The sequence below is a fragment of the Nonomuraea sp. NPDC050680 genome, from assembly GCF_040654555.1.
Lineage (GTDB): Bacteria > Actinomycetota > Actinomycetes > Streptosporangiales > Streptosporangiaceae > Nonomuraea.
Map to the genome: position 1 here is coordinate 1,128,223 of NZ_JBFAIF010000001.1, position 13,065 is coordinate 1,141,287.

At 69.0% G+C, this 13,065-nt stretch carries 10 protein-coding genes; 5 read left to right on the forward strand and 5 right to left on the reverse strand.

Annotated features, from left to right (window positions below; translation table 11 throughout):
- Positions 1 to 221 precede the first annotated feature (221 nt).
- Positions 222 to 1,199: an MASE1 domain-containing protein gene (locus tag AB0H88_RS05190; protein WP_357641442.1), complete on the forward strand. Its 978-nt coding sequence runs from the start codon at positions 222 to 224 to the stop codon at positions 1,197 to 1,199.
- A gap of 4 nt (positions 1,200 to 1,203) precedes the next feature.
- Here AB0H88_RS05190 and AB0H88_RS05195 read toward each other — a convergent pair whose 3' ends face one another.
- Both AB0H88_RS05195 and AB0H88_RS05200 read right to left on the reverse strand, forming a co-directional pair.
- Entirely contained in the window at positions 1,204 to 3,045 is a 1,842-nt protein-coding gene (locus AB0H88_RS05195; RefSeq protein WP_357641444.1) for a rhamnogalacturonan lyase, read from the reverse strand.
- Between the two features lie 38 nt (positions 3,046 to 3,083).
- The gene (locus AB0H88_RS05200; RefSeq protein ID WP_357641446.1) at positions 3,084 to 4,094 is read right to left on the reverse strand and encodes an arabinan endo-1,5-alpha-L-arabinosidase; all 1,011 of its coding nucleotides are present in this window, start codon (positions 4,092 to 4,094) and stop codon (positions 3,084 to 3,086) included.
- 333 nt (positions 4,095 to 4,427) lie between these two features.
- Between AB0H88_RS05200 and AB0H88_RS05205 the strand changes: the two genes are divergently transcribed.
- Entirely contained in the window at positions 4,428 to 5,102 is a 675-nt protein-coding gene (locus tag AB0H88_RS05205) for an MOSC domain-containing protein (RefSeq protein WP_357641448.1), read from the forward strand.
- Between the two features lie 18 nt (positions 5,103 to 5,120).
- Here the strand turns inward: AB0H88_RS05205 and AB0H88_RS05210 are convergent, their stop codons facing one another.
- Positions 5,121 to 6,449, reverse strand: coding sequence for a GH1 family beta-glucosidase (locus tag AB0H88_RS05210; protein ID WP_357641449.1), 1,329 nt, complete (start codon positions 6,447 to 6,449; stop codon positions 5,121 to 5,123).
- Positions 6,450 to 6,984: 535 nt separating this feature from the next.
- Here AB0H88_RS05210 and AB0H88_RS05215 point away from each other — a divergent pair.
- Positions 6,985 to 8,385, forward strand: a complete 1,401-nt coding sequence (locus tag AB0H88_RS05215; protein ID WP_357641451.1) for a glycoside hydrolase family 6 protein — start codon at positions 6,985 to 6,987, stop codon at positions 8,383 to 8,385.
- A gap of 97 nt (positions 8,386 to 8,482) precedes the next feature.
- Here AB0H88_RS05215 and AB0H88_RS05220 read toward each other — a convergent pair whose 3' ends face one another.
- Both AB0H88_RS05220 and AB0H88_RS05225 read right to left on the reverse strand, forming a co-directional pair.
- The gene (locus tag AB0H88_RS05220) at positions 8,483 to 9,625 is read right to left on the reverse strand and encodes an Ig-like domain-containing protein (protein ID WP_357641453.1); all 1,143 of its coding nucleotides are present in this window, start codon (positions 9,623 to 9,625) and stop codon (positions 8,483 to 8,485) included.
- Between the two features lie 195 nt (positions 9,626 to 9,820).
- Positions 9,821 to 10,714 (reverse strand): TetR/AcrR family transcriptional regulator, encoded by an 894-nt coding sequence (locus tag AB0H88_RS05225; protein WP_357641454.1) that lies wholly within the window; start codon positions 10,712 to 10,714, stop codon positions 9,821 to 9,823.
- A 141-nt stretch (positions 10,715 to 10,855) separates the two neighbouring features.
- Between AB0H88_RS05225 and AB0H88_RS05230 the strand changes: the two genes are divergently transcribed.
- Both AB0H88_RS05230 and AB0H88_RS05235 read left to right on the forward strand, forming a co-directional pair.
- On the forward strand, positions 10,856 to 11,671 hold the full coding sequence (locus AB0H88_RS05230) for an ABC transporter ATP-binding protein (protein ID WP_357641456.1): 816 nt from the start codon (positions 10,856 to 10,858) through the stop codon (positions 11,669 to 11,671).
- Complete coding sequence (locus AB0H88_RS05235; RefSeq protein ID WP_357641458.1) at positions 11,668 to 12,999, forward strand: FtsX-like permease family protein; 1,332 nt, start codon at positions 11,668 to 11,670, stop codon at positions 12,997 to 12,999. The genes AB0H88_RS05230 and AB0H88_RS05235 overlap by 4 nt, the downstream gene beginning before the upstream one ends.
- Positions 13,000 to 13,065 lie beyond the last annotated feature (66 nt).

The window sequence follows — 13,065 nt, forward strand, 5'->3', positions numbered from 1 at the left end:
AGAAGCCCGTCCAGCGGCCGGTGACCGCGGGCTCATCACGTAGCAGAATGTCATAGGGGCAGTTTCCGCAGGTGAGAGGGAGTGAGGCGGCGGAGGGGGACCGCTCGGGCCCGACTGTCCACCGCGGGTGGCGGCAGAACCCGCCGTTCCCACGTCCGCTTGGCCGGCCATGTACGGTGCCCGGAGCGATGAGCCAGGCCAGGAGCATGATGGAGGCTGTTGTGCTGAACAACAATTGGCCCCGCTCACATGCCGTGAACGGCTTGCGGATCCTGGCCGTCGCAGGCGCCTATTTCGCGGCTGCCAAGGTGGGGTTGATGCAGGAGCTGGTCGCCGGGCAGGTCACGCCGCTCTGGCCCCCGACAGGCATCGCGCTGGCCTGTCTCCTTCTTATGGGCATCGGAGTCTGGCCGGGGATCACTCTCGGTGCGCTCCTGGTCAACATATCGCTCGGGCCGTCGTTGCCCGCGGTCGTGGCGATCTCCGTGGGGAACACCTTCGCTCCGGTGTGCGCTTACCTCCTGCTCGTTCGCGTGCGTTTCTGCATCGAGCTGGATCGGTTGCGGGACGCGATGGCGCTGGTGTTCCTCGGTGCCTTGACCGCGATGCTGATCAGCGCGACGGTGGGCAGCGGTGTGCTCCTGCTCGCCGGCACGCTGCGAAGCGGTGACTTCTGGCCGACGTGGTCGGTGTGGTGGACGGGCGACGCGATGGGCGTGCTCGTGATCACCCCCATTTTGCTGGTGCTGCGCACGTCCCGACCACCGTGGGAGGCTCGTCTGTCCCGTTGGGGCGAGGCTGTGGCCTTGGCCGCGGGCACGCTCCTCGTCACGTTGGTGGCGACGGTGAGCTCCATCAACCTGCTCTTCCTCGTCTTCCCGTTCCTGATCTGGGCCGCCCTGCGTTTCCAGTTGGCGGGCGCCGCGGCATGCGCGCTGATCGTGTCGACGGTCGCGATCGTCGCGGCCGCGCAAGGTGTCGGCCCGTTCGCCAAGCACGGCCTCTTCCTCAACATGGTCACACTTCAAGCGTTCAACGGGGCCGCGTCGCTGACCGCCCTGCTGCTGGCAGCGATCATCGCGGAGCGAAATCACGCCCATGAGAGGCTCGAGCACATTTGCGCACGCCTGACTGAGGTTGCGGACCGGGTCGACCGGCAGCGGACGGCGGCCCAGCGGTTGCCGCCCGAACCGTCATGAGGATCTAGCGCACGTAGACGTTCGGCTGTGCCGGGGTGGGCATGCCGTTCCCGATGAAGTAGCTCGGGTGCGGCGGCTGGTTGTAGGCGGTGTTCTGCCAGGCGATCGCCACCCGGTACTGCGGGTCGTGCATCAGGGTCCACAGCCGCCGGGTCGTCACGGTGGGCGTGCTGTAGATCCGCAGCGCCGTCTCCGAGGTCGTCGGCCAGACAACCTCCTCGCGCCAGTCGCCGAACAGGTCGGCCGACAGGGACGGGGTCGACTTGGTGCCGTTGTTGGCATGCACGCCCGAACCGGTGAGCAGGCGGGTGTCGGCGCTGGTGCCGTACTTGTCGATGTGCGTGCCATCGAGCAGCTCGCGGACCGGGTCGGCGTCCCACCAGACGAGGAAGTTGGTCGAGCCGGGCTTGCGGCCGATGTTCGCGCCGGAGGTGTTGAACAGCCCGGAGACGGCCGCCGACCACGATTCGGCGCCCGCGCTGCCCGCGTACACGTCGTCGGACACGCCGCGCCCGTTGTCGCACCCGCAGGAGGGGTTCGTCCAGATGACGGCGCCGGTTCGGGCGTCGACCATCGAGGTGGCCGGCTGGTTGGTGTTCTCGTGCGGCTTGAACACCTCCAGGCCGGAGCGGGCCGGGATCAGGTCGCCGACGTGCAGCGCGTCACCGTGGAACAGCCGGGTGTTCCACAGCGGGCCGCCGTTGTCGTCGATCGCCTCCGAGCCGTAGATGATCTCATCCTTGCCGTCGGCGTCGGTGTCCGCGATCGACAACTGGTGGTTGCCCTGCCCCTCGTACTGGGAGCCGGACACGTTGGAGTCGAACGTCCATCGCTGGGTCAACGCTCCGTTGCGGAAGTCCCACGCGGCGATCACCGTCCGCGTGTAATAGCCCCGCGCCATGATCAGGCTGGGCCGCTGCCCGTCCAGGTAGGCCGTCCCGGCCAGGAACCGGTCGACCCGGTTGCCGTAGGAGTCGCCCCAGCTGGACACGGTCCCGCGCGGCGGGTTGTAGTTGACGGTGGACATGGCCGCCCCGGTCTGGCCGTTGAACATGGTCAGGAATTCGGGCCCGGACAGGACGTAGCCGGAGGAGTTCCGGTAGTCGGCGGACGCGGAACCGATGACCCTGCCGGTGCCGTCCACGCTCCCGTCGGCGGTCTTCATCGCGACCTCGGCCCTGCCGTCGCCGTCGTAGTCGTAGACCTGGAACTGGGTGTAGTGCGCCCCTGCGCGAATGTTGCGGCCCAGGTCGATGCGCCACAGCCGGGTCCCGTTCAGCCTGTACGCGTCCACGTACACATTCCCTGTGTAGCCGGACTGGGAGTTGTCCTTGGCGTTGGACGGATCCCACTTGAGCACGAACTCGTAGCGGCCGTCACCGTCCAGATCGCCCACGCTCGCGTCGTTCGCGCTGTAGGTGTAGGCGACCCCGTCAGGCGTGGTGCCGCCGGCGGGCCGCTGGATCGGGACGTCCAGGTACCCGTCGGCGAACTGCGTCGCCGCCGCGGAGGGCGCCTGCTCCACGCCGCCGACCACCGCGCGCACGGTGTACGCGGAAGTCGCCGCGGCGCCGGAGTCCAGGTAGTTCGTCGAACTCGTGATGGGCGACGAGGTCAGCAGGGTCGTACCGCGGTAGAGGTTGAATCCCGTGCTCATGCTCTCGCTGCCGAGCAGCCGCCACGACACCAGGTTGCCGCTGCCGGAATGGACGCTGATCAGGCCGCGATCCAGGTTCTCCACCTGCCTGGCCGCGGCGGCTGAGGCGGTGCCGAGGTTCATGGTCCCGGTCAGGGCGAGGACCACGGCGATCACGAGAGAGATGGAGCGCCTTCGCGGGGGAAGCATGCCGACTCCTTTTGGGGGACTTCGGTCATCTCGAACGATCAGTAGACGTAGGGCCAGCCGGCGCTGTCGTAGGCGATGAGGTTGATGCCCAGCAGCGAGGCGCCGTTGTCGGCGTAATAGTGGTAGAAGAGGACGTCGGCGTCACTGTCCGTGATCACCGCCTGATGCCCCGGCCCGTGGACGCTGCCGTGCCCGGCGAGGACCTGCGTGCCGCCGCCGGAGGTCATGGCGGTGCCGTTGCGGTCCACGTACGGGCCGGTGACGCTGGTCGACCGGCCGACCATGATCCGGTACGTACTGGACGCGCCCCGGCAGCACAGGTCGAACGAGACCCACAGGTAGTAGTACGACCCGTGCCGGAAGATGAACGGCGCCTCCACGGCCGTACTGCTGCCGGTGCGCTGCGCGATCGAGTAGAGCGCGGTCCCGCTACGCAGCCCGGTCGAGGAGTTGAGCGGGATCAGCTTGATGCCGGTCCAGAACGAGCCGAAGGACAGCCACCAGTTGCCGGCGGCGTCCGTGACCAGGTTGGGGTCGATCGCGTTGTAGCTGCTGGATGAGGTGGTGGAGATGACCAGGCCCTGGTTGGCCCACGTACCCGAGGCGCCGGTGGCACTGGTGGCCAGGAAGATCGCCGAGTTGCGGGAGCCGAACGTGGAGGCGGCGTAGTACATGTAGTACTTGCCGTTGTGGCGGGAGATGTCCGGCGCCCACAGGCTGGCGCCGCCCCCGGTGTACGGCAGCGTCCATGACGCGCCGCCGGGGAAGGCCACACCCGCGTCCCGCCAGGCCGTGCGGTCGGTGGACGTCTTGAGGGCGATGTTGTCGCCGGTATTGGCCAGGAGGTAGCCGCTCGACGTCTTCACGACCGCCGGATCGTGCACGCCGATGCTGCCGGTCACGTACCCGGGATTGGGATAGGCCGCCTGACTGGGATAGGCCGCCTGATGGGGATAGGCCGCCGCCGCACCGGCTGGACGGACGGCGATCATCGCCGCCGCCACCGCCACGACCAGCACGGTCACCAGAGAGACGATGGGTCGCGCCATGTGCCACCTCGCTGTTATCGCTAACACTTGAGGGGATCGCCGGTGAGTCTTCTCGGCCGTTAGAGGAGCGTCAAGGCGCGGGCTCGGGGCCTCCCGGTCTTCGCGGGTCAGCTCGGGTGTGGCCGGTGAAACGTTCACCAGGTGATCGCCGCGAAACGCCGAAAATGACCAGCGCTCCCCCGTACGCCAAGGCGCGGCGATGGCGACGGCACGCTCGCCCAGGTACGTGTAGGTGGATCGGTCCCCCTCCTTCACCGATCGCCCTGAAAGTGTTCGCTCCGCCTGCCCGGCCCGGAACGGGCGCGTCGAATGATCGGTAATAGCTTGGAGACCATGAGACTTCTGTCGGTGAACGTCGGCCGCCCCATGCCCGTGGACTACACCGATGCCCCGGGAGGGATGACGGGCATCGACAAGCGCCCGGTGGCGGGGCCGGTAAAGGTGTCACCGGTCGGCCCCAAGGGCGCGGCGGGCAGCGGCGTGGCCGGGGACGCCGTCTGCGACCGCCGCTTCCACGGCGGCGGTGACAGGGCGGTGTACGCGTTCGCGCGTGAGGACCTGGACGCCTGGGAGCGCGCCCTCGGCCGTACGCTCGCCAACGGCTCCTTCGGCGAGAACCTCACCACGTCCGGGCTGGACGTGACCGGCGCGCTGATCGGGGAGCGCTGGCAGGTGGGCTCCGACCTCGTGGTCGAGGTGACCGCCGGCCGGATTCCCTGCCGCACGTTCGCGGGGTGGGTCGGAGAGCGGGGCTGGATGAAGCGGTTCATCGAGGTCGGCCGCACCGGCGCGCTGTTACGGGTGATCGCGCCGGGAGAGATCCGCGCGGGCGATCCGATCACCCTCGTCCGCCGTCCCGGCCACGACATCACGACGGCTCTGCTGCTCCGCGCCGCCACCACGGAGCGCCACCTGCTCCCGCGCACGCTGGCCGCCGCCGAGTGGATGGAGTCCGAACTCCTGCGCGTCGCCCGTACCTATACGGAGAAGTACGGCCCACGCGACTGAATCCATCTCGCGGTCAGTTCACCCCAGGCCGCCCTTCCGGATGCGGGCCGCGTACCAGAGGGCGGAGTCCTTCGGGGTGCGCTTCTGGGTGTCGAAGTCCACGTGGACGATGCCGAACCGCTGCCCGTACCCGTGGGCCCACTCGAAGTTGTCCAGCAGGGACCAGGCGAAGTAGCCCTTGAGCGGAACGCCGCGGTTCACCGCCTCGGCGCAGGCGTTGATGTGACGTTCCAGGTAGTCGACGCGGTCCGGGTCGTGCACCGCGCCGTCCTCGCTCACCTCGTCGGAGAAGGCCGCACCGTTCTCGGTGATGTAGAGGTCGATGGCCGGGTAGTCCGTGTGCAGCCGCTGGAGGAGTCGCAGCAGGCCGTTCTCGTCGATCTCCCAGTTCATCGTGGTGCGCTTGCGGCCGCCGTCCACCCAGCGGACGTTCTCCGCGCCGATCCACGGTGTGCTTCCGGAGGGTACGGGCTCGCCGGCCGCCACCAGGGCGGGGGAATAGTAGTTGACCCCGAGCATGTCGATCTTCCGGGAGATGAGTGCCAGGTCCCCGTCCAGGACGTGGGAGAAGTCGCTGTGGGGCGCCAGGTCGCGGACGACGTCCTCGGGGTAGGAGCCGCGCAGCACCGGGTCGATGAACAGCCGGTTCTGGATGCCGTCTATCCGGCGGGCGGCATCCGTGTCCGCCGCCGACTCCGTGGCGGGCGTCACGTGCGACATGTTCAACGTGATGCCGATATTTCCGGACAAGATGGGGACGGCTAGGCCATGGCCCAGTAGCAGGTGGTGCACCGCCTTGACGGCCTCGGACGGCTCCTGACGTCCCGGCGCATGCTCTCCGTTGGCGTATCCGAGCAGCCCGGCGCACCACGGCTCGTTCAACGTCGTCCAGTTCGCCACCCGATCACGCAACGCCGTATGCACAATGTCGGCATATTCCGCGAACCGATAGGCAGTGTCCCGGTTGGGCCATCCGCCCGCGTCCTCCAAGTACTGCGGCAGATCCCAGTGATAGAGCGTCGGCCACGGGGTGATGCCATGCTCCAGCAGCGTGTCCACCAGGCGGCGGTAGAAGTCGAGGCCCTTGTGGTTGACCGCCCCGCGCTCCGGCACGATCCGCGGCCACGCGACGGAGAACCGGTACGCCCGCAGCCCCAGCCCCGCCATCAGCCGCACGTCGTCGGCGTAACGGTGGTAGTGGTCGCAGGCCACGTCACCGTTCTCGGCGTCGCGCACATTTCCGGGGATGCGGCTGAAGGTGTCCCAGATGGACGTCCCCCGGCCGTCCTCCGCGAACGCGCCCTCGATCTGATAGCTGGACGTCGCCGCGCCCCAGAGAAAACTCATGCCTTGACGGCCCCCTCCATGATGCCGCCGAGGTGATCCGGCGGCGGAATCCGCTAAAGGTCGTGACCACCGGCTCGATCTTCCCGCCCGCATCGGCCGTCGAGCCGTCGATCTGTTGAGCCAGTACCGCCGCCGGCAGGCGACCTCGGCGTCCGGTGCGCGGTCGCGGCGAACCCTCTCACGGGAACACACCTGACCTGTGCCGATCGGTGCCGCAGCTACCTGGGAGCGCTCCCATAGACGGTAGACCATCACCTGTCTCAGAGAGAAGGGGGCCGATGGGATGGATATTTACCACTACCTAGTCCCTTGACCGAATCTAGGGTGGTCAGTAATGATCACGCCGACGCCGCGGTACCGCACCGAGAGAGGTCCGGCATGCCAGTTCGTGTGCGGCCGGCGTGTGCGCCGGCCGTGGTGACCCTCCCTCTCCCCCTCCCGCGCCTTCGTACGACGACGCTCTCCAGGTGCACCCCACCCCCCTGACGCTCTGGGCCGCTCTGGGTGCACCCCACCCCCACTGAAAGGTGATTTAGTGCGATTTATCGCAGCAAAAGCCGCCGCAGCCTTAACCGCGGTCGTGGCCGCCGTCCTGGCAGTACCACCGCCCGCCTCGGCCGCCGCCCAGCTGATCGGCAACGGCGCCTTCACCAGCTCGACGGCCCCTTGGCAGGCGATCGGCCAGACGACGGTCACGGCCGAGTCCGGCCGTATGCGGGTGAACGTGACGTCCGTCGTCACCAACCCGTGGGACGCCATGGTGACCAGCCCCACCACGACCGCCCTGAACGCGGGCAAGAGCTACACGCTCTCCTTCGACGCGTACTCCACGACGGCCTTCAAGGCCACCACTACCGTGCAGTACGTGGCCACGCCCAGCTCCAACCAGTCGCTGGCCGCGCCCGTCCAGCTCACCACGGGCAGCAGGCGCTACAGCATCCCGTTCGTGGCCGCCTCCGCCACCAACACGGCCGCCGAGGTGACCTTCCAGCTCGGCGGGTCCGGCGCCACCCCGACGGTCCGCTTCGACAACGTCTCGCTGATGGAGACGCAGTCGACCCGGCCGACGGCCCTGTACGTCAACAACCTGTCGAACCCCGCCAAGTGGGTCGCCGCCAACCAGGGCACCAGTGACGCGACGGCCATCGGCTCGAACATCGCCAACAAGCCGATCTTCGAGTGGTTCGGCGGCTGGTTCACCGACCTCACGCTGGCCGTGGACAGCTATGTCGGCGCCGCCCAGGCCGCGGACAAGCTGCCGATGCTGGTGGCGTACAACATCCCCAACCGCGACGCGTGCGCGAACCAGTCGGGCGGCGGCGCGGGCGACGCGGCCGGATATCACACGTGGATCACCGAGTTCGCCAAGGCGATCGGCACCAGGCACGCGATCGTCGTACTGGAGCCCGACGGCGTCGCCGCCGCCAGTTGCGCGGCCAAGCCGGAAGACCAGTACAAGATGCTGCTGGACGCCACCCAGGTACTGAAGGCGCAGGCCCCGAACGCCTGGGTCTACCTCGACGCGGGCAACGCCACCTGGGTCGCGGCCGACGACATGGCCACGCGGCTGGTCAAGTCGGGCATCGCCAACACGCGCGGCTTCTCCGTGAACGTGTCCAACTACATCACCACGGCCGCCTCCGAGAGCTACTCCGTCGCGGTCAACGGCTACCTGTCCGGGACCGTCGGCGCCAAGAAGTACGTGATCGACACCAGCCGCAACGGCAACGGCCCTTGGACGGGCGTGGACAACTGGTGCAACCCGCCCGGACGCAAGCTGGGCAGCGTGCCCGCCAAGCAGACGAGCGGCGCCGAGTACGTCTTCTGGGTCAAGGTCCCGGGTGACTCCGACGGCAGCTGCAACCTGGGCCAGGGCATCCCGGCCGGGACCTTCAGCCCCAAGCTGGCCATGGCCCTGATCAACGGCACCTCGTAGCCCCGAAGCGGGCCCGAAGCGGGCCCTGAACAGGCCCCGATCAGCTCCGAAGCAGCTCTGGAGGGCGACGTGCCCCGGCCCGCCGCGGTGGGCCGGGCTAACCGCCGTTGACGGGCTTGCCCAGCGCGCTGCCGGCCAGCCAGTCGTCCCAGGACTTGGCCCACGGAGTCGGGCCGTTGCCGAACCGCAGCTTCCGTGACGTGCCGCTGACCTGGATGATGTCACCCCGCTGGGTGAACTCGAAGAACCAGCGGGCGTTGGCCGGGCTGGCGTTGACGCAGCCGTGGCTGACGTTGGAGTTGCCCTGCGCGCCGGTCGACCAGGGGGCGGCGTGGAAGAAGGTGCCGCTGTAGGTCATCCGGACGTTCCACTTGGTGGGGATGCGGTATTCGCCCGGGTGGCCGGTGGTCGCGGAGTCCATGACGATGTCCGCGGCCTTCTCCTGGGCGATCATGGTGCCCGAATAGCTGTCGTCGCCCGGTCGGCCCAGGCTGACCGGGATGGTCTTGACGACCTTGTCCCCGTCGCTCACCTCCGCCTCGTGGGTGCGGGCGTTCACCTTGGTGATGTGCCGGGCGCCGACGGTGAAGCTCAGGCTGCGGTCCTTGGTGCCCCATACCCCGTCGCCCGCCTGTACGCCGGCCAGGTGCGCGACGACCTTGACCTTCTCCCCGGTCGGCCAGTACTCACGCGGCCGGAACTGGACCTCCCGGTCACTCACCCAGCTCCACGCGCCCTCGACCGGCTCGGACATCTCGACCACCAGGGCCCGCTCGATCGCGGCCCGCTCCTCCTTGCCGGTCACCGAGCGCGACAGCAGGAGCTGGACGGGCATGCCGACGCCGACCTTCTCGCCGTCCAGCGGCGACATGCCGCTCTCCAGCGCGCGCTTCGGCTTCAGCGTGGTGAACTTCGCCTGCGTCGTGACCTCCTTGCCGTCCGTGCCGGTCGCCTGGGCGCTGACCGTGTACGCCGTCGAGGGGCGCAGCGGCCACTTGGGATGCCAGGTCCCGTCGGTGCCCACGGCGCCGCTCACCTCATGGCCCTTGGAGTCGGCGACGGCCAGCCGGGTGACCTTGCCATCGGTGACCTTGACGCTGACTCCGGTGTCCGGGGCGACCTTCTTGGTCCCGTCCGCGGGGGTGATCGCCACCTTCGCCACCGGGCCCTGGGTCGTCTGGGGAGCGGCGCCGGGAGTACGCGCGCCGCCGCTGGAGGTGCACCCGGCTGTCAGGACCACCGCCAGGGCGAGGGTAGTGGTCAATATCGTTGCGCCGGCCTGGCCGTTCCGCATCCTTGATGCCTCCCGTGCCTGACAAGTAGTCAAATTTCACTCTAATCGTCTTTACCAAAGGACCGTAGGGCATTTGCCCTAAGCAGGGGGGATCATGCGCCGCCGTGGCGATCGACTGCGAGCCGCGGCGCCGTGGTCGGGTTACCGCTTCTGACCGGGTTCGGCCAGCAGGGCAGCGATGCCGTCGAGCATGCGGTGGAGGCCGAATTCGAAGATGTTCGCCGGCTCGGCGGCCTGGAACGCCTCTGGGCCGAACTCCGACACCATGGGCAGTTCGGCGGCGTTCACGGTGCGGTGGATGGCGCTCTGCCGGGCGGCCGCCCACTGCTGGCGGGTGTGGCGGGTCGCCCGTGCGGCCTGCGTTTCGTAGGCGAGTGGGATGGCGGCGCTCTGGACGTACGTACCGATCATGATGGCGACCTGGACCATGGTGGCGAAGTCCAGACGGTGACCGGCCACGGCCCGCATGCGCCAGTCCGTGTAGGCCATGAGGTTCGTCGACATCGGTGGTCGCGTGGTGACGGCGACCAGCTGCGACATCCAGGGGTGCTCCCGGTAGATGGCCCATTCCTCGCGCGCGGACAGCTCCAGCCTGGCCCGCCAGCCGTCCGGGCCGGGCTCGGGCAGGGGCCGAGCACCGAAGACGGCGTCCACCATCAGGTCGTTGAGGTCCTCGCGGCTCGCGACATAGCGGTACAGCGACATCACGCCCACATCGAGCCGGGTGGCGATGCGCCGCATGGACACGGCGGCGACGCCGTCACTGTCGGCGAGCTCCACCGCGGTACGCACGATGAGCGGCTGGTCCAAGGCCGCGTCAGGAACCTCGGACGGCTCCGCGCCCTTCGGGGCGTCGGCCGACTCCACGCGCTTCTTGGCGTCGGCCGGCTCCACGCGCTTCTTGGCGTCGGCCGCCTGACGGTCGGTGACCCGGACGCGGTAGGCCCGCGCCCGGCACGCGCGTGAGCAGTATCGCGGTGGTCGTCCCCGCTCGGCGGGGCGCAACGCCCGTCCACACATCTCACACGTCGGCATCAGATAAATGGCCTTCCTCGATTTTCGACACGAAATCAGCTTCGTGACGAAATTATAGGCGACGATGATTAAACATGGCTATTTTATGCCTATGAGCTGCGCATTCATTGTTTTAGCCGAATGTCGAGTACGGTGTACTTTATGACTCGTACAGCGTATTCAACTGCGACGACGAAGGCGGCGCCGCCTTACGCCCTCGAACTGCGTCAGGTGGTCAAGCGCCACGGACACGGCGACACCACCGTGATCGCACTGGACGGGGTGACGATGGGCATCCCCCGGGCCACCTTCACCGCCGTGATGGGACCGTCCGGCTCAGGCAAGAGCACCCTGCTGCACTGCGCCGCCGGGCTCGACCGGCCGACCTCCGGATCCGTGGTCCTGGACGGCCGCGAACTGGGCGACCTGGACGAAGCGGCCCTGACCCGGTTGCGGCGTGAGCGCATGGGGTTCATCTTCCAGTCGTTCAACCTCGTACCGACACTGACAGTGGCGCAGAACGTGACTCTGCCCCTCGAGTTCGCCGGCCACCGTCCCGACCGGCGGGTCGTCCGGTCGTTGCTGGTGCGGCTCGGGCTCGGCGACCGGGTCGATCACCGACCGGCGGAACTGTCCGGCGGCCAGCAGCAGCGGGTGGCCATCGCCCGCGCCGTGCTCTCACAGCCCGCCGTCGTCTTCGCGGACGAGCCCACCGGCGCGCTGGACACCCAGGCCGCGCGCGAGGTGCTCGACATCCTGCGCGAATCGGTCGCCCAGAGCGGTCAGACGATCGTGATGGTGACCCATGATCCGGTGGCCGCCTCGTACGCGGACACGGTGGTGTTCTTCGCCGACGGCCGGATCGTGGACAGTATGTCCAGGCCGAGCCCCGCGGCGGTGGCCGCGCGCATGGCCGGGCTGTCCACGCCCTCGGACGCACGGCCGGTCCGGGTGCCCGGCGCGGGTGGTGCCCGATGATGTGGGGACTGGCGTTCCGTACAGTCCGGGCCCATCTGGGGTCGTACCTCGTCTCGGCCATCGTCATGATGGCCGGGACCGCACTGCTCACCGCGTTCGCGAGCCTGCTGGAGACCGGCCTGGAGACCGGCGGCGGCTCGGAGTTCCTGATCATGTTGCCCGCCATTCTGGGCGGCTGGACCGTGGCGATCGTGGCGTTCGGCGTGGTCTCCACCGTTTCCCTGACGATCCAGCATCGCGAGCGGGAGCTGGCACTGCTCCGGCTGATCGCCGCCACTCCGCGGCAGGTCCGCTGGAACGTCATGCTGGAGACCCTCATCGCGGCAGTACCGGCGGTCGTCGCGGGCCTGCTTCCCGGTGTGGCGCTCGGTGCGGTCGTCCTCGGACGACTGGTGGACGCGGGGCTGGTCGGCACGCCCACCGAGTTGCGGGCCGGTTGGCTCTGCGTCGCGATCGGCGTGGGCACCTCTCTGCTCGCCGCCGTGACCGCTGCGACGATCTCCAGCAGGCGGGCGGCGTCCGTCCCGCCCGTACGCGCGCTGATGGAGGCGGCTCCGTCGGCGGGCCGTTCACTCTCGCGCGCCCGGGTGGTCGGTGGGTTCGGCTTGCTGGCTGTCGGGTCGAGTCTGGCGGCGGCGACGCTGTTCATGGCGAACGGGCCGCTGTTGTCCAGTACGGCGGGCCCGGCGGGTGTCGCCGTGGCGGTCGGGCTCGCGCTGCTCAGTCCCACGGTCATGAGGATCACCGGCGGCTTCTCCCATGCCCGGGTGGGAGCCACCGCCCGGCTGGCGGCCCGCAACGTGCACGCGCGGGCCAAGCAGAGCGCAAGCGTGGTGTCTCCGCTGATCCTGCTGGTCGGCATCGCGGCCGGGACGCTGTATATGCAGAGTACGGAAGACAGCGTCGGCCACGGGGCGGCGGGCGATGTCGGTGGGCGACTCGCTCCGGTGAACTACCTGGTCGTCACCATGATCATCGGGTTCGCCGCGATCGTGGTGATCAACACGCTGGTGGCGGCCACCCGGCAGCGGCGGCGCGAGTTCGGTCTCCTGCGGCTGTCCGCCGCCACCCGGGCCCAGGTGCTGGCCATGGTCACCATCGAGGCCGCCATGACGTCCGGCATCGCCGTCGTCCTGGGGACGGTCGCCGCGGCGGCCACGACGGTGCCGTACAGCCTGGTCAAGACCGGCTCGCCGATCGCCTCCGGCCCGGCGTGGATGTACCTCGCCATCGCGGGCGGCGCCTTCCTGCTCGCCATGCTGGCCGCACTGCCGACGGCGATGGGTGCCCTGCGCCTGCGGCCGATCGCCGCGGCCTCGGCGGCATAACAGGGCGCCGCGGCCTCGGCGGCATAACAGAACGCCACGGGCTCGGCGGCATAGAAGCCCGCCGTG